At 70.5% G+C, this 22,342-nt stretch carries 20 protein-coding genes; 9 read left to right on the top strand and 11 right to left on the bottom strand.

What is annotated here, in order from left to right; translation table 11 throughout:
• Positions 1 to 20: 20 nt before the first annotated feature.
• Positions 21 to 2,513 carry a 1,4-alpha-glucan branching enzyme gene (gene glgB / locus AAFF41_RS32285; protein WP_343325050.1) on the top strand — a complete coding sequence of 831 codons (2,493 nt, stop codon included), beginning with the start codon at positions 21 to 23 and terminating at the stop codon, positions 2,511 to 2,513.
• A gap of 64 nt (positions 2,514 to 2,577) precedes the next feature.
• On the opposite strand, the gene AAFF41_RS32280 is transcribed toward glgB, so the two are convergent.
• The 4 genes from AAFF41_RS32280 to AAFF41_RS32265 all read right to left on the bottom strand — a co-directional run bounded on the left by AAFF41_RS32280 (position 2,578) and on the right by AAFF41_RS32265 (position 6,325).
• A complete protein-coding gene (locus AAFF41_RS32280) occupies positions 2,578 to 4,875 on the bottom strand; it encodes a HelD family protein (RefSeq protein ID WP_425526258.1) in 2,298 nt (765 codons plus the stop codon).
• 148 nt (positions 4,876 to 5,023) lie between these two features.
• Positions 5,024 to 5,338: a thioredoxin family protein gene (locus AAFF41_RS32275; protein ID WP_190174271.1), complete on the bottom strand. Its 315-nt coding sequence runs from the start codon at positions 5,336 to 5,338 to the stop codon at positions 5,024 to 5,026.
• A 14-nt stretch (positions 5,339 to 5,352) separates the two neighbouring features.
• Positions 5,353 to 5,781, bottom strand: coding sequence for a MerR family transcriptional regulator (locus tag AAFF41_RS32270; RefSeq protein WP_054233164.1), 429 nt, complete (start codon positions 5,779 to 5,781; stop codon positions 5,353 to 5,355).
• A 28-nt stretch (positions 5,782 to 5,809) separates the two neighbouring features.
• Positions 5,810 to 6,325: an Lrp/AsnC family transcriptional regulator gene (locus AAFF41_RS32265; protein WP_343325048.1), complete on the bottom strand. Its 516-nt coding sequence runs from the start codon at positions 6,323 to 6,325 to the stop codon at positions 5,810 to 5,812.
• Positions 6,326 to 6,414: 89 nt separating this feature from the next.
• Between AAFF41_RS32265 and AAFF41_RS32260 the strand changes: the two genes are divergently transcribed.
• The gene (locus tag AAFF41_RS32260; RefSeq protein WP_343325047.1) at positions 6,415 to 7,320 is read left to right on the top strand and encodes a Rossmann-fold NAD(P)-binding domain-containing protein; all 906 of its coding nucleotides are present in this window, start codon (positions 6,415 to 6,417) and stop codon (positions 7,318 to 7,320) included.
• A 33-nt stretch (positions 7,321 to 7,353) separates the two neighbouring features.
• On the opposite strand, the gene AAFF41_RS32255 is transcribed toward AAFF41_RS32260, so the two are convergent.
• Both AAFF41_RS32255 and AAFF41_RS32250 read right to left on the bottom strand, forming a co-directional pair.
• Positions 7,354 to 8,124: a DUF2127 domain-containing protein gene (locus tag AAFF41_RS32255; RefSeq protein ID WP_319746118.1), complete on the bottom strand. Its 771-nt coding sequence runs from the start codon at positions 8,122 to 8,124 to the stop codon at positions 7,354 to 7,356.
• A 120-nt stretch (positions 8,125 to 8,244) separates the two neighbouring features.
• The gene (locus AAFF41_RS32250; RefSeq protein ID WP_319746120.1) at positions 8,245 to 9,942 is read right to left on the bottom strand and encodes an MFS transporter; all 1,698 of its coding nucleotides are present in this window, start codon (positions 9,940 to 9,942) and stop codon (positions 8,245 to 8,247) included.
• 160 nt (positions 9,943 to 10,102) lie between these two features.
• Between AAFF41_RS32250 and AAFF41_RS32245 the strand changes: the two genes are divergently transcribed.
• On the top strand, positions 10,103 to 10,720 hold the full coding sequence (locus AAFF41_RS32245) for a TetR/AcrR family transcriptional regulator (protein WP_319746122.1): 618 nt from the start codon (positions 10,103 to 10,105) through the stop codon (positions 10,718 to 10,720).
• Positions 10,721 to 10,852: 132 nt separating this feature from the next.
• On the opposite strand, the gene AAFF41_RS32240 is transcribed toward AAFF41_RS32245, so the two are convergent.
• Positions 10,853 to 12,274, bottom strand: a complete 1,422-nt coding sequence (locus AAFF41_RS32240; protein WP_388407155.1) for a cation:dicarboxylate symporter family transporter — start codon at positions 12,272 to 12,274, stop codon at positions 10,853 to 10,855.
• 192 nt (positions 12,275 to 12,466) lie between these two features.
• Here AAFF41_RS32240 and AAFF41_RS32235 point away from each other — a divergent pair, with 192 nt between their 5' ends.
• Together AAFF41_RS32235 and AAFF41_RS32230 are read left to right on the top strand one after the other, a co-directional pair.
• Positions 12,467 to 14,215, top strand: coding sequence for an ATP-binding protein (locus AAFF41_RS32235; protein ID WP_343325046.1), 1,749 nt, complete (start codon positions 12,467 to 12,469; stop codon positions 14,213 to 14,215).
• The gene (locus tag AAFF41_RS32230; protein WP_054233170.1) at positions 14,212 to 14,892 is read left to right on the top strand and encodes a response regulator; all 681 of its coding nucleotides are present in this window, start codon (positions 14,212 to 14,214) and stop codon (positions 14,890 to 14,892) included. The genes AAFF41_RS32235 and AAFF41_RS32230 overlap by 4 nt, the downstream gene beginning before the upstream one ends.
• Before the next feature lie 12 nt (positions 14,893 to 14,904).
• Here the strand turns inward: AAFF41_RS32230 and AAFF41_RS32225 are convergent, their stop codons facing one another.
• The 3 genes from AAFF41_RS32225 to AAFF41_RS32215 are packed head-to-tail and all read right to left on the bottom strand — an operon-like array spanning position 14,905 to position 17,547.
• Entirely contained in the window at positions 14,905 to 15,945 is a 1,041-nt protein-coding gene (locus AAFF41_RS32225) for an NAD(P)-dependent alcohol dehydrogenase (RefSeq protein ID WP_319746128.1), read from the bottom strand.
• Between the two features lie 34 nt (positions 15,946 to 15,979).
• Positions 15,980 to 16,771, bottom strand: a complete 792-nt coding sequence (locus AAFF41_RS32220) for an SDR family NAD(P)-dependent oxidoreductase (protein WP_319746130.1) — start codon at positions 16,769 to 16,771, stop codon at positions 15,980 to 15,982.
• 8 nt (positions 16,772 to 16,779) lie between these two features.
• Entirely contained in the window at positions 16,780 to 17,547 is a 768-nt protein-coding gene (locus tag AAFF41_RS32215; RefSeq protein WP_319746133.1) for a TetR/AcrR family transcriptional regulator, read from the bottom strand.
• 206 nt (positions 17,548 to 17,753) lie between these two features.
• Between AAFF41_RS32215 and AAFF41_RS32210 the strand changes: the two genes are divergently transcribed.
• The 3 genes from AAFF41_RS32210 to AAFF41_RS32200 are packed head-to-tail and all read left to right on the top strand — an operon-like array spanning position 17,754 to position 20,831.
• Positions 17,754 to 19,124 carry an extracellular solute-binding protein gene (locus tag AAFF41_RS32210; RefSeq protein ID WP_343325045.1) on the top strand — a complete coding sequence of 457 codons (1,371 nt, stop codon included), beginning with the start codon at positions 17,754 to 17,756 and terminating at the stop codon, positions 19,122 to 19,124.
• Positions 19,121 to 19,984 carry a carbohydrate ABC transporter permease gene (locus AAFF41_RS32205; RefSeq protein ID WP_319746137.1) on the top strand — a complete coding sequence of 288 codons (864 nt, stop codon included), beginning with the start codon at positions 19,121 to 19,123 and terminating at the stop codon, positions 19,982 to 19,984. The genes AAFF41_RS32210 and AAFF41_RS32205 overlap by 4 nt, the downstream gene beginning before the upstream one ends.
• Position 19,985: 1 nt before the next feature.
• Complete coding sequence (locus tag AAFF41_RS32200) at positions 19,986 to 20,831, top strand: carbohydrate ABC transporter permease (protein ID WP_319746139.1); 846 nt, start codon at positions 19,986 to 19,988, stop codon at positions 20,829 to 20,831.
• A gap of 41 nt (positions 20,832 to 20,872) precedes the next feature.
• On the opposite strand, the gene AAFF41_RS32195 is transcribed toward AAFF41_RS32200, so the two are convergent.
• Complete coding sequence (locus AAFF41_RS32195; RefSeq protein ID WP_319746141.1) at positions 20,873 to 21,349, bottom strand: GNAT family N-acetyltransferase; 477 nt, start codon at positions 21,347 to 21,349, stop codon at positions 20,873 to 20,875.
• A 305-nt stretch (positions 21,350 to 21,654) separates the two neighbouring features.
• On the opposite strand from AAFF41_RS32195, the gene AAFF41_RS32190 reads away from it, so the two are divergent.
• Positions 21,655 to 22,284 (top strand): XRE family transcriptional regulator, encoded by a 630-nt coding sequence (locus AAFF41_RS32190; RefSeq protein ID WP_319746825.1) that lies wholly within the window; start codon positions 21,655 to 21,657, stop codon positions 22,282 to 22,284.
• The last annotated feature ends 58 nt before the right edge of the window (positions 22,285 to 22,342 follow it).

Genomic DNA, 22,342 nt, shown 5'->3' with positions numbered 1-22,342 from the left:
CCGCCGAGGAGGCCCTGCCCGTGACGCCCCGCCCCCCGTCCGACGACAGTCCGAAGAAGAACGGTGCCAAGAAGCCGGCTGCCGCCAAGAAGGCGGCGGTGAAGAAAGCGACGGTCGAGAAAGCGACGGTCGAGAAGGCCGCCGTCAAGAAGGTCGCCGCTCAGAAGCCTGCCGGGAGCAAGGCCGCGAAGGCCGCGAAGGTCTCGACGGTCTCCAAGGTCTCGAAGAAGGGAGCCGCGGCCAGGGTTCCCGAACCGCGCGCCGCGGAGCCGAAGGGCGCCGAGCCCGTGGTCGGGGTTTCCGAGCCCGCCGACAGCGCTCCCGTCTTCGCCGGGGTCGATCCCGGTGACCGCGAGCGGCTGCTCTCCGGCACGCACCACGATCCGCACGGGGTGCTCGGCGCCCATCCGGTGCCCGGCGGCGTGGCCTTCCTGGCCTTCCGCCCGTACGCGCTCGGGGTGACCGTCGTGACGGACGACCTGCGGGCCGAGCTGCACGACGACGGGGACGGGTTCTTCTCGGCGCTGGTGCCGCTGCGCGCGGTCCCGGAGACGTACCGGCTGCTCGTCGCGTACGAGGGGACGGTTCAGGACACCGAGGACGCGTACCGTTTCCTGCCCGCGCTCGGGGAGTTCGATCTCCATCTGCTCGGCGAGGGACGCCACGAGGAACTGTGGCGCGCCCTGGGCGCGGAGCCGATGGTGCACCAGGGGGTGACCGGCACCCGCTTCACGGTCTGGGCGCCGAACGCGCGCGGTGTCCGTCTCGCCGGCACCTTCAACTTCTGGGACGGCACCGGGTTTCCGATGCGGTCGCTCGGCTCCTCCGGGGTGTGGGAGCTGTTCGTGCCGGCGATCGGCGAGGGCGAGCTCTACAAGTTCGAGATCACCCGCCCGGACGGCTCCCGCACCCTGCGGGCCGACCCGATGGCCCGGCGGACCGAGGTCCCGCCGCGCACGTCGTCGATCGTGCACGCCTCGCACCACGTGTGGAGGGACGAGGAGTGGATGGCGGGGCGGGGCGCCCGCCCCGTGCACGAGGCACCGCTGTCGGTGTACGAGGTCCACCTGCCCTCGTGGCGTCCGGGCCTGACCTACCGCCAACTGGCCGAGCAACTGCCCGCCTACGTCTCCGACCTGGGCTTCACCCATGTCGAGCTGATGCCGGTCGCCGAACACCCCTTCGGCGGCTCCTGGGGCTACCAGGTCACCGGCTTCTACGCCCCCACCGCACGGCTCGGCACCCCCGACGACTTCAAACACCTCGTCGACGCCCTGCACCGGGCCGGGATCGGCGTCCTCATGGACTGGGTACCGGCCCACTTCCCGCGCGACGCATGGGCCCTCGCCGAATTCGACGGACGCCCCCTCTACGAACACGCGGACCCCCAACGGGCCGCCCACCCCGACTGGGGCACCCTCGAATTCGACTACGGACGCCGCGAGGTACGCAACTTCCTCGTCGCCAACGCCGTGTACTGGTGCGAGGAGTTCCACATCGACGGCCTGCGCGTCGACGCCGTCGCCTCGATGCTCTACCTCGACTACTCGCGCGAACCGGGACAGTGGACCCCCAACGAACACGGCGGCCGGGAGAACCTCGACGCCGTCGCCTTCCTCCAGGAGATGAACGCCACCGTCTACCGCCGCGCACCCGGCGTCGTGACGATCGCCGAGGAGTCCACGGCCTGGGACGGCGTCACGCGGGCCACCCATCACACCGGGCCCGGCGGGTTCGGGGGGCTGGGATTCGGGCTGAAGTGGAACATGGGGTGGATGCACGACTCGCTGAGCTACGTGCAGCACGAGCCGGTCCATCGCAAGTACCACCACAACGAGATGACGTTCTCGATGGTGTACGCCTACAGCGAGAACTACGTCCTGCCCATCTCCCACGACGAGGTCGTCCACGGCAAACGCTCACTCGTGTCGAAGATGCCCGGCGACTGGTGGCAACAACGCGCCACCACCCGCGCCTACCTCGGCTTCATGTGGGCCCACCCCGGCAAACAACTCCTCTTCATGGGCCAGGAATTCGCCCAGGGCGCCGAATGGTCCGAAACCCACGGCCCCGACTGGTGGCTCCTGGACCCCGCCTACCCCGCCGAACCCGACCACCGCGGCGTACGCGACCTCGTCCGCGACCTCAACACCGTCTACCGCCACGAACCCGCCCTCTGGCAACGCGACACCGACCCCGCCGGCTTCACCTGGATCGCCGGCGACGCCGCCGACGACAACGTCCTCGCCTTCCTCCGCCACGACACCGACGGCACCCCCCTCCTCGCCGTCTCCCACTTCTCCCCCGTCGTCCGCCACGACTACCGCCTCGGCATCCCCGAAGACATCCCCGCCTGGCACGAAGTCCTCAACACCGACGCCGCCCGCTACGGCGGCAGCGACATCCACAACCCCCACCCCGTCAAACCCGAGCCCCACCCCGCCCACGCCCATCCCACCAGCCTGCGCCTGACCCTGCCTCCCCTGGCCACGATCTGGCTCCGCCCCGCCTGAGGGCTTCGGCTGCCACGACGAGGGGCGGGGCGAAGGAGCGTGAACTCCTCGCCCCGCCCGGTGGTCAGACCGTCGCCGCCCGCAGCGCCTGCGGCAGCTCGCCCTCGTACACGATCCCGAGGGCCTGCGTCGCCCGCGTCAGCGCCACGTACAGGTCGCTCGTGCCGTATCGCGCCGGTTCGACCACGAGGACGGAGTCGAATTCCAGCCCCTTGGCCTGACGGGGGTCGAGGAGGACGACCGTCCGGGTCAGGTCGGGCTCCTCCCCCGCCGTCACGTCCTCCAGCCGGGCCGCGAGCGAGGTGTGCAGTTCGCGGGGCGCGATCACCGCGAGCCGTCCCTCGGCGGGGGTCAGTTCGGCGACGGCCTTCGCGACGGTGCCGGCCAGGTCGTCCCCGGCGGCGCGTGCCCACGGCCGTACGCCCGTCGAACGCACCGAACGCGGCGGCTCGAAGTCCGGGTGCCGCGCGCGCAGGACGCCCGCCGCCACGTCCATGATCTCGGACGGGGTGCGGTAGTTGACGGCGAGGCGCTTGTGCTCCCAGCGGTCCTCGACATAGGGGGAGAGGATCTCCGACCAGGAGCCCACTCCGGCCGCTTCCGCGGTCTGCGCGGGGTCGCCGACCAGGGTCATCGAGCGGGTCGGGCTGCGCCGCATCAGCAGGCGCCAGGCCATCGGCGAGAGCTCCTGCGCCTCGTCGACGATGATGTGGCCGAACGCCCAGGTCCGGTCGGCCGCCGCGCGTTCGGCCGCGCTGCGGTGGTCGTCCTCCTCGTGCCGCTCGGCCATCCGCTCGGCGTCGATGATGTTGTGCGCGGACAGGACCTCGGAGTCCTCCTCGTCCTTGTCCTCGAACTCGTAGGTGCGGGAGGCGTAGGACACGTCCAGTACGCCCTGCGCGTACGCCACCTGGGCGCGGCGTTCCTGGTCGGCGAGGGCGCGGGCCACGCGGTCGTCCTCGCCGAGCAGTTCGGCGGCCTCGTCGAGGAGGGGGACGTCGGCGGTGGTCCAGGCCCGGGTGACCGGGCGGCGGATCGCGGCCGCGTCCTCGTCCGGGACGTATCCCTCGGGGTCCGCGAGGAAGTCGGCGACCAGGCGCTGCGGGGTCAGCCGCGGCCACAGCTGGTCGATGGCCGTCCAGACCTCGGGGTTCTCGGCGAGGTCGTCGCGGATCTGGGTGATGTCGCTCGGGTCGAGCAGGTTCGAACCGTCGAAGGGGTCGGTGCCGATGCGCTCGGCCAGCATGTCGGTGAGCGTGTTGAGGATGTGGCCCTCGAAGTACTCGCGGGCCACGTTGTGCGGCAGCTGCGCCTCACGGGTGCGCTCGCGGGCGACCTGGACGAGCCCGGCGTCGAGCATCAGGATGTCCCGGTCGTGCTCGATCGCGATGACCGGGTCGGGCAGCGTCTGGCGGCCCTGGACCACGGCGGCGAGCACCTCGGCCATGTCGGCGCGGCCCTTTACCGCGGCGGCCCGCGGGGCGTCGGTGGCGGTCGCCCGGACGCCGGGGAACAGTTCGCCGACGGTCGCGAGCAGCACGCCCGTCTCGCCGAGCGAGGGCAGTACCTCGCCGATGTATCCGAGGAAGGCGGGGTTCGGTCCGACGATCAGGACGGCGCGCTTCGCCAGCAGTTCCCGGTACTCGTACAACAGGTACGCGGCCCGGTGCAGCGCCACGGCCGTCTTTCCGGTGCCGGGGCCGCCCTCGACGACCATCACGCCCTTGTGCGGGGCGCGGATGATCCGGTCCTGTTCGGCCTGGATGGTCTGCACGATGTCGCTCATGCGGCCGGTGCGCGCCGAGTTCAGCGCGGCCAGCAGTACGGCGTCGCCGGTCGGGTCCTCGTGGCCGGTGCGCTCGTGGTCGCCGAGGTCGAGGATCTCGTCGTGCAGGTCGGTCACCCGGCGGCCGTCGGTGGTGATGTGCCGGCGGCGGCGCAGGTCCATCGGCGTGTGGCCGGTGGCGAGGTAGAAGGGGCGGGCGACCGGGGCCCGCCAGTCGATGAGGATGGGGGTGTGCTCGGTGTCGTCGGCGCGGACGCCGATACGCCCGATGTGATGGCTGACGCCGGAGGTGAGGTCGATCCGGCCGAAGCAGAGCGAGCCGTCCACGGCGTTCAGCGCGGCGAGCAGGCCCGAGCGCTCGGCGACGAGCACGTCCCGTTCGAGCCTGGCCTGCATGGGTGTGTTGCCCTGCGCGAGCGCGTCGCCGACGGAGGCCTCGGTGTCGCCCCGCAGCACGTCCACGCGTGCGTACAACCCGTCGATGAATTCCTGCTCGTGCAGCAATTCATCGTCGGGAAATCCTGTGGTGCCCTCTGCGTTTGCGCCCCTGTTTGACAATTCCGCTCCCGGCCGGATATACTGTGCCCAGTGAACTTCTCCGCGACTCAATTCTCCTGAAGTCGCGAATCATTCAATATACGCAAGGAAATCCCCCGCGCGCAATTGCTCGGGGGATTTCTTGTAGTTCTGCTGTATATCGGGGAGGTCGGGGCACGCCGGACCGTCAGAGCACCTCGGACAGCTCCTCCAGCAGCCGGCGCTTCGGCCGGGCGCCCACCATCGACTTCACCGGCTCGCCACCGCGGAACACCATGAACGTGGGCATCGACAGCACCCGGTAGGCGTTCGTCGTCAGCGGGTTGGTGTCCACGTCCAGCTGGACCACCTTGAGCCGCTCGCCCTCCTCGGCCGCCAGGGCACTGAGCACCGGCCCCATCTGCCGGCACGGCGGGCACCAGTCGGCCGTGAACTCCACCAGCACCGGGAGCTCGGCGCCGATCACCTCCGTCTCGAAGTCCGCGTCCGTCACCGAAGCCACGCCTGCCACCTTGATCACCGTGTCCGCCCTTCCAGTTCGCATACGGGTTCCGGGCCGCCCGGAACCTCCGCCTCGGCCGCCAGCTCGTCACGCGCCCGCTCGGCCCGCGCCAGCTGCGCGCCGACCTCGGCCCGTACGGCCTGCAACTCGTCGATCAGCGAGTCGAGCTCGCCCAGCTTGCGCCGGTAGACCGCGAGCGAGGCCGGACAGGAGTCGCCCTCCGGGTGCCCCGCCCGCAGACACTCCACGAAGGGCCGGGTCTCCTCCAGGTCGAACCCGAAGTCCTGCAGCGTCCTGATCTGCCGCAGCAGCCGCAGGTCGTGCTCGTCGTACGTCCGGTACCCGTTCTCGCCCCGTCGCGCGGGCAGCAGCCCCCGCGACTCGTAGTACCGAAGCGTCCGCGTGGTGGTCCCGGCCCGCGCCGCCAGCTCGCCGATTCGCATGCCCCGACGGTATTCCTTGACGCCGACGTCAACGCAAGGGCAGCAGTGGCTTTCGCGGCACCGGTGAGGACAGGACGATCGAGGTCGTCGTGCGCCCCAGTGCGGAGGTCTGTTCCAGGACGTCCTCCAGATGGAGTGTGTCCGCGACGGCGACCTTGAGGATCCAGCAGTCCTCGCCGACGACGTGGTGGACCTCGATGATCTCCGGGCGGGAGATCAGCTCCAGGGTCCTGGGGTGGCGCAGGGTGTATCCGCCGTGCGGGTCGACACGGACGAAGGCCTGGATGCCGTAGCCGAGGAGAGGTGGTGAGACATGGGCGCCGTAGCCGGTGACGGCTCCCGTGGACTCCAGCCGGCGCACGCGTTCGGCGACGGCCGCCGGGCTCAGCTGGACGCGCCGGCCGAGCTCGCTGAGCCTGATCCGGCCGTCGCTCTGCAGCAGTTCCAGGATCTGCCGGTCCACCGCGTCGAAGGCCACCGACGTTTCGTCGGCGGCGGCGCGCGGTTGCCGTGGTTCCTTCGGTGCAGCGGCCGGATCTCCCATGTCTCCCCCTTCAGACGTGACGCGTACGCCGGGAGAATGATGATCACAGAAGCCCGGTGGGTGCCGGAAGCACGAGGGGGAGGAACGCCGTGCGCGAGACAGGTGTCATCGGCGGAAACCGCTATTTCGGAAAGCGACTGATTGCCCGGCTGCTGGCCGCCGGAGACCACGTCACCGTCATCAATCGCGGTTCCTCCGCGCCGCCCGCCGGAGCGGTCCCTCTCGTGGCGGACCGCAATGACGGGAATTCCCTGGAGAAGGCACTGGGTTCACGCACCTTCGATGTCGTGGTCGACCAGGTCTGCTACACACCGCGGCAGGCGGAGATCGCCCGACGGGTCTTCGCGGGACGCACCCGGCGGTACGTCATGACCTCCACCGTCGAGGTCTACGAGTACGAGGACTCGGCGGATCTCGTACGGGAGGACGCCGTGGACCCGCGTACCGTGCCCGTCGACCTGGGGCTCCCCTGGGACGAGCCGGAGTTCCTCGAGGGCCACTACGGGGAGGGCAAGCGCCAGGCCGAGGCGGTGTTCGCGGCCGACCCCGCGTTTCCGTACGCGGCCGTCCGGGTGGCCCACGTCCTGGGCGGGGACGACGACTTCACCGGCCGCCTCCAGCACTACGCGGAGCGCATCCACGCGGGCGAGGCGATCGCCGTACCGCCCGTGAACCGCCCGGCGACGTACATCCACGTCGAGGAGATCGCCGACTTCCTGTTCTGGGCGGCGGGCGAGGACTTCACGGGCCCGGTCAACGCGGCCTCCCACGGGCCGCTGACCACGCAGGAGCTGTGCGAGGCGATCGCCGCGCACCTCCCGGACGGCAAGACCCTCCTGCGGCCCGTCGAGGTCGGCGCGGTCTCCCCGTTCTCCTTCAGCCGTTCCTACGGCATGGACAACTCCCGGGCCACCCGGCTCGGGTTCGCCTTCGGCGACGCACGGGCGTGGCTACCACGCGCCGTGGCCGAGACCCTGGGCCCCCACCACCCGTAGACGATCCTCGCCGGCGCCGTGTGGTGCGGGGGGTCAGGCGTGCGCGGCCACGCCCGCCGACTCCTCGACCTCCAGCAGCGACGCGCTGTGCCGCTCCTCCTCGAACGCCCTGCGTCCGCCGCGCAGCCCGAAGAGGCGTTTGGCCAGGGCGATGTAGAGGACGGCGAGGATGTTGAGGACCAGGGTGGCGATCTTCAAGTAACTGACGTGCTCGGTGAGTTCGTAGATCTCCAGGGGCAGGAAGGCGGCGGTGGCGACCACCGTCAGATACTCCGCCCAGCGCTTGGCGTACCAAAGGCCGCCCGCCTCGACGAGTTCGATCAGCGCGTATGCCAGCAGCAGCGCGGCCACCAGGGCCAGCGTGGAGTGTTTGTAGCCGAAGGACTTCTGGATGGTGCCGACGACCGGCGAGTGGTCGAGGTCGTAGTGGAAGTGCTTGAAGACCGGCCGGAAGACGTCGAGGTTCTGGTCGAAGAGCCGGCGCACCGAGTCCTGGCTGTTGCTGAACTTCCACACCGCGGCCGCGACCAGCACGATGAACACCCCGCGCACGGCCCGTTCGACCGCCAGGAAGCGCAGGATGAACAGATCGCGCAGCACCTTGCCGCGCGGCACCAGGGGTGCGTCCTCCGCGGGGCCCGAGCCATGTGGTTCGCCCAGCACGAAGTCGCCGCAGCGCAGACAGCGCCAGGCCTCGCCGAGGCTCGTCTCGGCGCGCAGCCGCCGGCGCAGTTCCGGCTCGTCGGGCGCGTACGTCACATGACTTTTGCGCGCGCACGTCCGCCGGTCCCAGTCGATCTTCATACTCCGTGTCCTCCGCAGAACATGCCGTGCCGTGCCGGTCAGTCCGGCACGGCACGGTAGTGCATGTTCTACGAGACGACGGCCCGAGGGTCACGGTTCCGAGGCGGACGGGGGGTGCGCTCAGCGCGTCGCCGCGCCGGTGAGTTCCGGCTGTTCCTCCGCCGCCCGCTCCGGGGCCTCCCCCGGGTGCGCGCCGCCCTTCCTGGGCAGCAGGAAGGCGACCAGCACGGTTCCCACGCCCAGGATCACCGCGCCGATCAGGCTGGTGTGCGCCACCGCGTCCGAGAACGACGAACCGACGGCGTCCGCCATCCGCTGCGCCCCGTGGGCGAGTTGGTCGGCCTGTGCCTTCAGCTGCGCGGCCTTCTCGGCGTTCCCGGCCTGCCCCGCCCGCGCGGCCTGCTCGCCGAGCTGCCGGGCCTTGTCACCGATGCCCTGGGCGACCGCGTAGCCCGCGCCGACCGAGTCCTGCGCCGTGGACAGGGCGCCCGCCGGAAGCTTGCTGCCCGCGGTGGCGTCCGCGAGGTGCGCGGAGTACGAACTCGCCAGCACGGAACCGAGGATCGCGATGCCGAGCGAGCCGCCGAGCTCCAGCGAGGTGTCGTTGACGGCTCCGCCGACGCCGAGTTCGGCCTCGGGGAACGCCCCCATGATGGCGTCCGTGCAGGGCGAGAGCGCGAGCCCGATCGCGAGGCCCAGGATGGCGAGGGGCGGCACGAGATCGCCGTACGAGGATGCCGCGTCGACCCGGGTGAGCAGCGCGAGCGCCGCCGTGCCGCCGACCATGCCCGCGGTCACCGTGATCTTCATGCCGATGCGCGGGGTGAGGTATCCGGTGAGCGCCGAGCCGACGAACACGGCCCCGGCGAGCGGCAGCATCCGCACCCCGGTGTCCAGCGCGTCGTGGCCGAGGACGAACTGGAGGTGCTGGGTGAGGTAGTAGAAGGCGCCGAAGACGGCCAGGAAGAAGAGGGCGACGGCGAGGTTGGAGCCCGCGAACCGACGGTGGGCGAAGCGGCGTACGTCGACGACCGGGCGCGGGTGGCGCAGCTCCCACACCACGAAGGCCACCAGGCCGGCACCCGCGACGACCGCGGCGGTCACGGCTTTGACGCCCCATCCGAAGTGCGGCCCCTCGATGATCATGTAGACCAGCGAGCCGATCCAGACCACGGACAGCAGGCCGCCGACGTGGTCGATGCGGTGGTGGTGCGCGGCCCTGGACGGCGGTACGAGGACGAGGGCGCCGACGATCGCGAGCGCGGCGATGGGGACGTTGATCAGGAACGTGGACGACCAGCCGTGGTGCTCGAGCAGCGCACCGGCGACCAGGGGCCCGGCCGCGATGGCGAGTCCGGCGGTGGCGGTCCACAGGGTGATCGCCTTCGCCCGCTCCGCGCGCGGGAAGGTCGCGGCGAGCAGGGAGAGCGTCGCGGGCATGATCAGGGCGGCGCCGACGCCCATCACGGCACGGGCCGCGATGACCCCGGTGGAGCTGTCGACGAGCGAGCCCGCTACCGCGCCCCCGCCGAACACGACGAGCCCGAGGATGAGCGCCCCGCGCCGGCTGTACTTGTCGCCGATCGCGCCGAGCAGCAGCATCAGCGCGGCGTACGGGACGGTGTAGCCGTCGATGACCCACTGCAGGTCCGCGCTGGACAGGCCCAGGTCCTGGGTCATGTCCGGGGCCGCGACGGTGAGGGCGGTGTTCGCCATCACGATGATCAGCAGGCTCAGGCAGAGCACCAGCAGCGCCCACCAGCGCCGGGCGTAGGGCCGGTCCATCCCCTCGACCGGTTCGTTCATGACGAGACGCATGACTACGGTCGCCCCTTCTCTTCGCTCCATTTGCACATTGGCGTGCAGTTGCACAACCATGTGCAATGTATCGAGATGCACAACGCTGTGCAAATCAAGGAGGTGGAGCCCTTGTGGAGGGCGCGGGTGATCACCTCGCGCGGATCCGGGGGCGTGCAGAATGGCAGCCATGACCACGGGTAGTGCCAGCCGCGCGGATGCGAACCGCCGCCGCATCCTCGACGTCGCGCTCGCCGAACTGCTGCGCGACCCCGACGCGTCCATGGACCAGATCGCACGGGCCGCGGGCGTCGTGCGGCGCACGGTGTACGGGCACTTCCCCAGCCGCGAGGTACTGGTCAGCACGTTGACCGACGGCGCGGTGGAGGCGGTGGCCGCGGCGCACGCGGCGGGCCGGGAGAGCGGCCGGGACCCGGCGGAATCACTGGTCCGCTCGACGCTCGCCGTCTGGGAGATCGCCGACCGCTACCGGCTGCTGGTCGCTCTCGCCCAGCGCAGCGTCACGGTCCAGGGCATCCGCGAGCGGCTCACGCCGGTGCGCGAGGCCTGCGCCGAGCTGCTGCGGCGCGGCCTCGATCAGGGCGTGTTCGAGTCTCCGCTGCCGGCGCCCGCACTGGCGTACGTCCACGAGCAGATGCTGTTCGCCCTCATGGAGGCGGTGAACGACGGCCTGCTGGCACCGCAAGAGGCGGGCCGCTCCGCCGCGATCACCATGCTGACCGCGGCGGGCGTACCCGCCTCCAGAGCCACCGAACTGGTGACCAAGCTGAGCGATTGAGCTCGTCCGACGCATACACCGGGCGGCCAGGTCCACGGGGGAGAACCTGGCCGCCCGGCGGCTTGGGGCGCCCCGAAGGGGCGCGGGGAACTGCGCGACCAGCCACAACGGACCCGCAGCTCCAAACGGCGCTTACGCCTTTGCCAGCTCCTTCTCGCCGCCCTGCTCCGGCACCTCCGGGGCGACGTCGACCGCGTCATCCTCGTCGCTGTCCAGCAGAGTCTTCTCGTCGAACGGCAGCTCCCCGGCGAGAACCCGGTTCACCCGCTCCTTGTCGACCTCACCGGTCCACGTACCGATGAGCAGCGTGGCGACCGCGTTGCCCGCGAAGTTGGTGACCGCGCGCGCCTCGCTCATGAACCGGTCGATACCGATGATCAGACCGACACCGTCCACCAGCGCGGGCTTGTGCGACTGCAGACCACTGGCCAGGACGGCGATACCGGAGCCGGAGACACCCGCCGCGCCCTTCGAGGCGACCATCATGAAGAGCAGCAGACCGATCTGCTGACCGACGCTCATCGGCTGGTCCATCGCGTCGGCGATGAACAGCGAGGCCATGGTCAGGTAGATCATCGTGCCGTCGAGGTTGAAGGAGTAGCCGGTCGGCACGGTGATGCCGACGACCGGGCGGCTGACACCCAGGTGCTCCATCTTGGCGATGAGCCGCGGCAGCGCGGACTCGGACGACGAGGTGGACACGATCAGCAGGAACTCCCGGCCGAGGTACTTCAGCAGCTGGAAGAGGCTGACCTTGGCGACGAGCTTCGTCAGCGTGCCGAGCACGATGACGATGAAGAGCGCACAGGTGATGTAGAAGCCGAGCATGATCGTGCCCAGCGCCTTCAGCGCGTCCATACCGGTCTCGCCGATGACGGCCGCCATGGCACCGAAGGCACCGACGGGCGCGGCCCACATGATCATGCCCAGGATGCGGAAGACCAGCTTCTGGATGTGCTCGACACCCTTCAGCACCGGCTGCCCCGCACGGCCCATGGCCTGCAGCGCGAAGCCCACGAGGAGGGCGATCAGCAGGGTCTGGAGCACCTGGCCCTCGGTGAAGGCCGAGACGAAGGTGGTCGGGATGATCCCGAGGATGAAGTCGACGGGGCCCTCGGCGGCGGCCGCGGCCTGCGTGTGCCCGACGCCCTTCACGGCCTCGGTCAGGTGCATCCCGCTGCCCGGGTGGATGATGTTGCCGACGACCAGGCCGATGGCCAGCGCCACGAAGGACATACAGATGAAGTAGCCGAGCGCGAGACCGCCGACCTTGCCGACCTTGGCGGCCTTGCGTACCGAGCCGACGCCGAGCACGATCGTGCAGAAGATGATCGGGGAGATCATCATCTTGATCAGGCTCACGAAGCCCGTGCCGATCGGCTTGAGCTCCTTGGCGAAGTCCGGCGCGGCGAACCCGACGGCGATGCCGAGCACAACCGCGATGATCACCGCGATGTACAGATAGTGGGTGCGGTCCCGCTTGGCGGCGGGTGCGGCAGGTGCCGTTTGGGTGCTGGCCACGGCTGCCCTCCTTGACGACGTCATCGGCATCATCCGGCGTGCGGCTCACGTCCGGCGGAACCCGGGGTGCGGCCTGCTCCGGGGGATCCCGGGGTGCGGCTCACTCGCGGGGATCCCGGGGTGCGGCTCACTCCGGGGGATGCGGTGACTATCTCCCGCCCTATGAGGGCGGTCACCCTTCCGTTCATTTAGTTCACACTTATAAGCAGAGGCAGACTGAACGACATGCGCTTCCTCCCCGTCCAGCGACCCCGCAGCCTGGCCGGCCAGCTCTTCGCCATGCAGGCCGTGCTCATCGCGGTGCTCGTCGCCGGGTACGCGCTGTTCAGCTACGTCAGCGACCGCAGCCAGGCCGAGGACGCGGCGGGCCGCCAGGCCATGGCCGTGGCCCGCTCGATCGCCGACGCACCCTCCGTCCGGGACGCCATCCGCACCACGAACCCCACCAAGGACCTCCAGCCGTACGCGCTCCAGGTGCAGCGGGACACCGGCGTGGACTTCGTGACGATCATGAACCCGCAGGGCATCCGCTGGACCCACCCCGACGAGACACTGATCGGCAAGCACTTCCTCGGCCACATCGGGCCCGCCCTGCACGGCAAGTCCTTCACGGAGACGTACACGGGCAGCCTCGGGGCGTCCGTCCGTGCCGTCACCCCGGTCCTGGACAACGGCCACATCGTCGGCCTGGTCAGCGCGGGCATCAAGGTCGAGGCGATCACCCAGCGCGTGCAGGACCAGGTGACCGCCCTAGTCGGCGTCGCGGGCAGCGCACTCGCGCTCGGCGGCATCGGCACCTACGTCATCAACGCCCGGCTGCGCCGCTCCACGCACGGCATGAACGCGGCCGAGCTGAGCCGGATGCACGACTACCACCAGGCCGCGCTGCACGCCGTGCGCGAGGGGCTGCTGATGCTGGACGGGCAGTACAGGGTGGCGCTGATGAACGACGGCGGGCGGGAGCTGCTGGGGGTGACGGACGAGGTCGTCGGACACTCCGTGGCCGAACTCGGGCTGCCCGCACCGCTCACGGGCGCCCTGCTGTCGGCGGAGCCGCGGGTGGACGAGGTGCATCTGACGGCGTCGCGCGTGCTGGTCGTCAACACCTCCCCGGTGTCCGGCGGCGAGCGGCGCGGCACCGTGGTCACCCTGCGCGATGTGACCGAACTCCAGTCCCTGATGGGTGAGTTGGACTCCGAGCGCGGCTTCACCCAGGCGCTGCGCTCGCAGGCGCACGAGGCCGCGAACCGGCTGCACACGGTGGTCTCGCTGATCGAGCTCGGGCGCGCCGAGGAGGCCGTCGAGTTCGCCACCGCCGAGCTCGAACTCGCCCAGACGCTCACCGACGAGGTGATCTCGGCGGTCAGCGAGCCGGTCCTCGCCGCCCTGCTGCTGGGCAAGGCGGCCCAGGCGAACGAGCGGGGCGTGGAGCTGGTGGTGTCGGAGGAGAGCGGCATCGACGACGGGCTGCTCCAGACCGGCCTGCCGGCCCGTGACCTGGTCACCGTGCTGGGCAATCTGATCGACAACGCGATGGACGCGGCGCAGGGGACGGTCGGGGCGCGAGTGACCGTCACGGCCTTCACGGACGACGCCGGGCTGGTCCTGCGGGTCGCGGACACGGGCGCGGGAGTCGACCCCGCCCACGCGGAGGCGGTCTTCCAGCGCGGCTGGTCCACCAAACCGGCGGGGCCCGGCGGCCGGGGCCTCGGGCTGGCCCTCGTACGCCAGGCGGTGAGCCGGCACGACGGCACGCTGACGGTGGCGGAGGCGCGCGGGGGCGGGGCGGAGTTCGAGGCGCGGCTGCCGTTGCCTACGGTGGCCCCGGGCGCCCCTGCCGCACCCGTGCCGGAGGCCGCCGAAGAACCGGCCCCGGCCACCACCGAAAGAGCCACCACCGAAGGGGCCACCGCCGAAGGGGCCACCGCCGAGCCCGAGTCCGCCCAGCACACTCTGCCTGGAGGCGACGTATGACCGCCGACCCCATCCGCGTACTCGTCGTCGAGGACGACCCGGTCGCCGCCGACGCGCACGTCATGTATGTGGGCCGGGTGCCCGGCTTCACCGCCGTCGGCAAGGCGCACACGGGCGCGGAGGCGCGGCGCGCGCTGGACCGTACGCCGGTGGACCTGCTGCTGCTCGACCTGCACCTGCCGGACGTGCACGGACTGCAGCTGGCCCGCTCCCTGCGCGCCGCCGGCTATCACGCGGACGTGATCGCGGTGACGTCCGCGCGGGACCTCGCGGTCGTACGGGAAGGGGTCTCGCTCGGGGTCGTCCAGTACGTCCTGAAGCCCTTCACCTTCGCCACCCTGCGCGACCGCCTCGTGCGGTACGCCGAATTCCACGCGGCGGTGGGCGAGGCGAGCGGCCAGGACGAGGTGGACCGCGCCCTGGCCACCCTGCGCGCCCCTGGCCCGGCCGCCCTCCCCAAGGGCCTCAGCGCGCCGACGCTGGAGCGGGTCACCCGGACGCTGCGGGACAGCGCCGAGGGCCTGACGGCGGCCGGGGTCGCGGAGTCGGTCGGCATCTCCCGGATCACGGCCCGGCGCTATCTGGAGCATCTGGTGGAGGCGGGACGGGCGGCGCGGGCCCCGCAGTACGGGCAGGTGGGGCGGCCGGAGCTGCAGTACCGGTGGGTCAAGGGCTGATCGCGCGGGGCGTCAGCCGTTCGGCAGGATCACGGCGCGGCCGTTCACCTTCCCGGCGTGCAGCCGCTCGTACGCGAGGGGTGCCTCGTCGAGGGAGTACGTCTCGGTGTGCACGGACACGGCTCCGGCGCGGGCGAGGTCGAGGACCTCGATCAGCTCGCCGCGGGAGCCCCAGTAGGGGGCGTGGACCGACACCTCGAAGGGCAGCGCGCCGAAGCCGACGGGCAGGGCGCCCCCGCCGATCCCGACGATGCTGATCTCGCCCTCCACCGCGGCGAGCGCCCCGGCGGTCCGCACGGTCGGCTCCGCGCCGACGAAGTCGAACACGGCCTGGGCGCCGATGCCCCCGGTGAGTTCCCGTACCTTCGCGGCGGCCCCGGCGTCGGACAGGACGCTCTCGTGCGCCCCGACCCTCCGGGCGAGCGCGAGCTTGTCCTCGTTGACGTCGAGGGCGATCACCCGGGCCGCGGTCATGGCCCGCAGCAACTGGATGGCGACGTGGCCGAGTCCGCCCGTGCCGATGACGACGGCGGTGGACCCGGGCAGCAGCTTGGGCAGCGCCCGCTTGATCGCGTGGTACGGGGTCAGCCCGGCGTCCGTCAGGGGCACCGCGGCGACCGGGTCGAGACCGTCGAGCGGTACGAGGTGACGGGCGTCGTCGACGATCAGGTACTCGGCCATCGCACCGGGCGCGCCGAGCCCCGGCGGGCGGATGCCGAGCTCGTCGGCGCGCAGACAGTAGTTCTCCTTGCCCTCGGCGCACTTGGCGCAGAGGCCGCAGCCCCACGGCCCGTAGACGGCCACCGGGTCGCCCTCCCTCAGTCCGCTCACTCCGTCGCCGAGCGCGGCGACCGTGCCCGCGCCCTCGTGCCCGAGGGTCAGCGGCAGTGCGTACGGGAAACTCTCGGCGGGCCAGCTCATCACGGCGATGTCCGAGTGGCAGACGCCCGCCGCGGAGACCTTCAACAGGACCTGTCCGGGGCCGGGTTCGGGATCGGGGACGGTGACGACCTCGGGGGCGGCACCGATGGTGCGGTACTGGAGTGCCTTCATTCTTCCAACTCCTTCGAGGAGGGCCGCTGGTGACTCAGACGGCCGTGTAGGCGCCGTCGACCAAGTGGTAGCTGCCGTGGACGAAGGAGGCGCGCTCGGAGAGCAGGAAGGTGACCAGTTCGGCGACCTCCTCGGGGCGGCCGAGGCGGCCTGCCGGGTGCAGCGCGACCAGGCCGTCGTACTGGGCCTTCTCCATCTCCTTCAGCAGTGGGGTGTCGATGAAGCCGGGGCCGACCGCGTTGACGCGGATGCCCTTCGGGGCGTACTCGGCGGCCGCGGCCTTCGTCAGTCCCACCACGCCGTGCTTGGCGGCGACGTACGCGGACGAGCCGGCCGAGGCGACCGAGCCGAGGATCGAGGAGACATTGACGATCGCGCCGCCCGTGCCCGCCGCCTCGATGGCCGGAAGCTCGTAGCGCAGGCAGTGGAAGACCCCGTCGAGGTTCGTGCGTACCACCCGGTTGTAGGCGTCGATGTCGTACGCGCCGATGGGCACGACGGGTCCGCCGACGCCCGCGTTGTTCACGGCGAGGTGCAGGCCGCCGAAGGTGTCGACGGCGAAGGCGACGGCCGCCTCGACGGACTCGGGCCGGGTGACGTCGACCGCGACGGCGGCGGCGTGGAGGCCCTCGGCCCGGAGTTCGGCGGCGGCCTTCTCGGCGCCCTCGGCGTTGTGGTCGGCGATGACGACGCCCGCACCGCCGGCGCCGAGGCGGCGGGCGGTGGCGAGGCCGATGCCGGAGGCGGCGCCGGTGACGAGGGCGGCCTTGCCGGAGAACTCGGTGGAGCAGTCGGGGACGAGGACGCTGGGGGTGGTGAGGACCATGTCGCTGATCACTTTCCTGGTACGGGGGTGGCGCGGTGGGAGGCCGCGAGGGCGGCTTCTCCCATCAGGGCGTCGTAGGCCTGCTCCACGAGAGCGGCGAGGTCGACGGCGTCCGGGTCGTGGTGGTCTTCGGGGCGGTCCCCGGGGTGCGCGTCGCGACGCTCGCCGGGGTCCGCGTCGGAGTGGTCCGCCTGTATGCCGCGCGCCCAGGCGCGCAGCGCGGCGGTGAGGACGCCCGCGGCGGCGTCGACGACGACGGCCGGGCGCAGATCGCGGACGTCGTCGACGTGGAGCCGGTCGGCGATGATGCGGATCGACTCCTCCTGGGCGTCGACCCGGATGCGCTCGTACGCGGCGAACAGCGCGGGTTCGGTGTCGACGAGGGCGAGCAGCGCGCGCATGCGCGGCCGTATGTGCGAGGCCGGGTTCTCCCGGTCGGCGAGCCAGTCGGCGACGGCCCTGCGGTAGGCGAGGAGCGGGGGTTCGTCGGCGGGCCGGGCCCGCAGGAGGGCGTTGATGCGGTCCCCGTCGCCCCGGACGAAGTCGAGGGCGGCGTCCTCCTTGCCCACGAAGTGGCGGCTGAAGGTGCGGCGGGTGACGTCGGCGCGATCGGCGACGGCCCCGACGGTGACGTCGGCGAGGCCACGCTCCAGGATCAGGTCGAGCGCGGCGGCGGCCAGGGCGTTGCGGGTCTGCCGGGCCTTGCGCTGCCGACGGTCCTCGACTCCGTCCTGAGCCGGGACGGGGTCGGGAAAGGTGTCCTCGTTGACCTTCATGTCCCCGACCGTACTCCACAGATGTCCCAGTGGGACATGAGACCCGGTGAGACTCATGTCCCACTGGGACATCTCACGCCCGCCGCCCTCCCTGGGCCACCGCAAGGTCACGAGCCGCTGCAAGGTCATTGACGTGGACTAGTCCACGCTCTTACGTTCACCGGGCAGACAACTCGGCCACCAATGACGTCGGCCAGTAGGAGGTCGTGCCCGTGCGCCCCACCGCCGCCCCGCTGCTCCTCGCCACTCTGCTCACCGCGACCGCGCTCAGCGCCTGCGGATCGGGCTCCGGAAGCGATCCGGACACCGTGAAGGTCTCCTTCAAGCAGTCCACGGACAACTCGATCCGCGTCATGGACACCTACTTGGGGGAGATGAAGAAGGAGTTCGAGAAGGCCAACCCCGGCAAGAAGGTCGAACTCGTCCCGATCAAGGCCCCGGACTCCGAGTACTACACCAAGCTCCAGCAGATGCTGAGATCCCCCAAGACGGCCCCCGACCTGGTCTACGAGGACACCTTCCTCATCAACTCGGACATCACGAGCGGGTACTTGAAGCCCCTGGACCCCTACCTCGACAAGTGGCCCGACTGGAACCAGTTCGTCGACACGGCACAGTCGGCCGCGAAGGCGCAGGACGGGAAGACGTACGGCGTCCCGGACGGCACGGACACCCGGGGCCTCTGGTTCGACAAGGGCATCTTCAAGAAGGCGGGCCTGCCCGCGGACTGGCAGCCGAAGACGTGGGACGAGGTGCTGGCCGCCGCACGCACCATCAAGGCGAAGGTCCCCGGCGTCACCCCGCTGAACGTCTACACGGGCAAGCCGGCGGGCGAGGCGGCCACCATGCAGGGCTTCGAGATGCTGCTGTACGGGACGGGCGACGGTACGTCGGACCCTCTGTACGACACGGCGTCGAAGAAGTGGATCGCGGGCAGTCAGGCCTTCAAGGACGCGCTCACCTTCGTGCACACGGTCTACAAGGAGAAGCTGGGCCCCGATGTCTCGGACGCCCTGGACCCGAACTTCCCCACGAACGTCCGCGGCGAACTGATGCCCAAGGGCAAGCTCGGCATCAACCTGGACGGCAGCTGGCTGCCGCAGGACTGGCTGAAGGGCGCGGGGCACGAGTGGCCCGAGTGGTCGCAGAAACTCGGCCTCGCGTACATGCCGACGCAGACCGGCCAGGCTCCCGGCAAGGTGAGCATGTCCGGCGGCTGGACCTGGTCGATCCCCGCCAAGGCGTCCAACCCGGATCTCGCCTTCAAGTTCATCGAGACGATGCAGACCAGGGCGAACGCGCAGAAGTGGTACATCGCCAACTCCGGCATCGCGGTGCGCAAGGACGTGGCCTCCGACCCCGGGTACGTGAAGGCGCAGCCCGGCATCAAGTTCTTCACGGACCTGGTCGCGAGCACGCACTACCGCCCCGCGTACCCGGCCTATCCCAAGGTCTCGACGGCCATCCAGGAGGCCATGGAGGGCGTGACGACGGGTGACAGCTCGGTCGACAAGGCGGCGAGCGGGTACGACGAGGAACTGAAGACGGCCACCGACAACCAGGTGATCAGGAAGTGAGGCTGCGCCGCAGCCTGACCCGCGCCCTCCCCCTCACCCCCGCCGTCGCCCTCCTGCTCCTCTTCCTGGCGGGCCCGATCGCGTACTGCGCGTACATCGCCTTCACCGACCTCCAGCTCACCGGCCAGGCGCACTCGTCCTTCGTCGGCTTCGAGAACTTCCGGGCGGCGTTCAGGGACGACGCGTTCCTGAACGCGGTCTGGCTGACGCTGGTGTTCACGGTCCTGTCGTCACTGGTCGGCCAGAACACGCTGGGCCTGGCGCTGGCTTCGCTGATGCAGCGGGCGTCGAAGCCGGTGCGGACGGTCGTGGGCGGGATCGTGGTCACGGCGTGGGTGCTGCCGGAGGTGGTGGCGGGGTTCCTGCTGTACGCGTTCTTCCGACGGGAAGGCACGCTGAACGCGATCCTGGACTGGCTCCACCTGCCCACCCAGAACTGGCTGTTCACGCTGCCGATCCTGGCGGTGTCGTTCGCGAACGTCTGGCGGGGGACGGCCTTCTCCATGCTGGTGTACTCGGCGGCCCTGAACGAGATACCGAAGGAGATCACCGAGGCGGCGGAGGTGGACGGGGCGGGTGGCTGGCGCCGCATGTGGCACATCACGCTGCCGATGATCCGCCGCTCGATCGGCACGAACCTGATGCTCAACACCCTTCAGACGCTGTCGGTGTTCGGGCTGATCTGGGTGATGACGAGGGGCGGCCCGGGGAACAGGAGCCAGACGCTGCCGCTCTTCATGTACGAGCAGGCCTTCCAAAAGAGCATGATCGGATACGGCACCGCGGTGGCGCTGCTCCTGCTGGTGGTCGGCTCGCTGTTCTCGCTGGTGTACATGCGGCTGCTGCGGACGGAGGTCTGAGATGCCGGTCCGTACGACACCGAGGTCCCGCCGCACCGGCCGCCGGCTGGCCGCCGACGCGGGCCTGCTGGTGGTGGCGGCCGCCTTCGCCCTCCCGCTCGCCTGGGTGGTCCTGTCCGCCCTCGACCCGCACGCGGGCCTCAGGGTGCAGGTCCCGGACGGTCTCACGCTGGACAACTTCGACGCGGTCCTGAAACCGGACATCACCTACACACCGCTGCTCAACAGCCTGATCCTGTGCGGAGGCGGGACACTGCTCACGGTGGTGTGCGCGGCGCTGGCCGCGTATCCGCTGTCGCGGTTCCGCTCGCGACTGAACCGTCCCTTCCTCCTGACGATCCTCTTCGCGACGTGCCTGCCGATCACGGCGATCATGGTCCCGGTGTACGCGTTGTTCGTACGGGTGAACCTCATCGACACCGTGCAGGGCACGATCTTCTTCTTCGCCGCGTCCCAACTCCCCTTCGCCATCTGGCTGATGAAGAACTTCATGGACGGCGTGCCGAAGGAGCTGGAGGAGGCGGCGTGGACGGACGGGGCGTCGTCGCTCCAGTCCCTGGTACGGATCGTGCTGCCGCTGATGGGGCCGGGGGTGGCGGTGGTGACGGTCTTCTCGTTCGTGATGATGTGGGGGAACTTCTTCGTCCCGTTCATGCTCCTGCTGACACCGGACCAGATGCCGGCGTCCGTGAGCATCAACGACTTCTTCGGAAACCGGGGAACGGTGGTCTACGGACAACTGGCCGCGTTCTCGGTCATCTACTCGACGCCGGTGATCCTGCTGTACGTACTGGTGGCCAGGCGATTGGGCGGGGGGTTCGCGTTGGGCGGCGCGGTCAAGGGGTGAGGGCCGGGCCTGCCCCTACCCGCCGAGGCCAAGGCCGAGGCCTACTCCTCCTCCCACTCCAGCACCCCCACCGTCTGCCCCCCGCTCGTCTCTCCGGTCAGCTTGAATCCCAGCCCGAGATAGAAGCCTTCCGGGCCGGTCTCGCCGGGATGCCAGGTGACCGTGAGACGGGTGCCGCCGCGGCGCCTGATCTCGGCGGCCACGGCCTCGACCGCGAAGCGGCCGTACCCCCTGCCCTGTTCCGCGGCCGCGATGTTCAGACGCCACAGCCCGGAGCGGAGGTCGGTGCCCGTCTCGCCTCCGTCCCAGTTGATGTCGAAGAAGGCCATCAAAAACCCGACGGTCCGCTCCCCGTCCACGATGAGGCGGGGCCAGGCGACACCCGGATACACATAGGCCTCGGCCAGCGACTTCACGACGGGCGCGACCAGGTGCTCCTGATCGGGGCGGACCTTCAGTCCGATCGCGGTGTCGAAATTGCCAGGGGTGATCTGCTCGAGGCGCGGTGCGGTCGTCATGCCCTCACCCTAGGTGACCGAATCAAACGATTTTTCGACGCACCCTCAGGGGCACGGGGAACCGCGCGACCAGCCACCACCCGCCCGCAGGCCACATCCCCGGCCCCGAACCCCTGGGAGGTTCGGACGAGAAGGGGCGGTGAGGGCAGAGCCGTATGTTCGTACGATCCGTGATTGTGGCCGAACAGACCGTAGTCACCGCCGCCCCGGCCCCATACTTTGTGCGCGTGCAGCGACCGCAGGCCCATCAGCCCACCCCGCCCTTCAACGCTCCGGCCGCCCGCAGGCTGCGGGCCGCCCTCGGCATGGGCCCGGAGCACGTCGCGTACGGGATGAGAGCCTCGTACGGGCTGCCGTACGTCACCCCCGACCTCGTCCTGGCCTGGGAGAGAGGGACGACCACCCCCAGCGGGCCCGAACTCACCGCGCTCGCGAGCGTGTTGTGGTGTTCGCCGGGTGAACTCATCGGCGCGCCAAGGACGTTGCGTGAGCACCGCGTGTCACGCGGGCTGGCCCAGGAGGACGTCGCCCGTACCGTCGGCCTTGAACTCCTCGCCTACCAGCGGATGGAGGAGGCCGACGAGTGGCGCGGCAACGACCGGCAGTCGGTCGTCCTCGCCGACACCCTCGAACTGTCGCTGCGGGACTTCATCACCGTCACGGGACGCGACGACAAGCTGGCCGAGCTCTTGCGCAGCGCGGTGACCACGCGCTGGCAGGCGTACGTCCGTCCGGTCGGGAAGATGATCCCGCTGGACCGGCGCCTCCTGGAGGACGTCCTCCAGGCGATGCACTCGGAGTACCAGGGGCAGATGGTGGCCACGCTCAGCTGGAGCGGCGGATCGGCCGCCGCCGACGCCGACGACTCCGGCCGAGACTTCCTCGACCGGATCGTCGATCACTTCTGGGCGATGGTCCAGAGAACCACGTACTGAGTCCGCTCGAACCGAGCCCGTGCGACCCCAGGCCGTACGACGACCAGGCCGTACGACC

It is taken from the genome of Streptomyces mirabilis (genome assembly GCF_039503195.1).
GTDB classification, from domain to species: domain Bacteria; phylum Actinomycetota; class Actinomycetes; order Streptomycetales; family Streptomycetaceae; genus Streptomyces; species Streptomyces mirabilis_D.
Note: the sequence above shows the minus strand (reverse complement) of the source record. Positions and strands in the feature narration are given on the sequence as shown.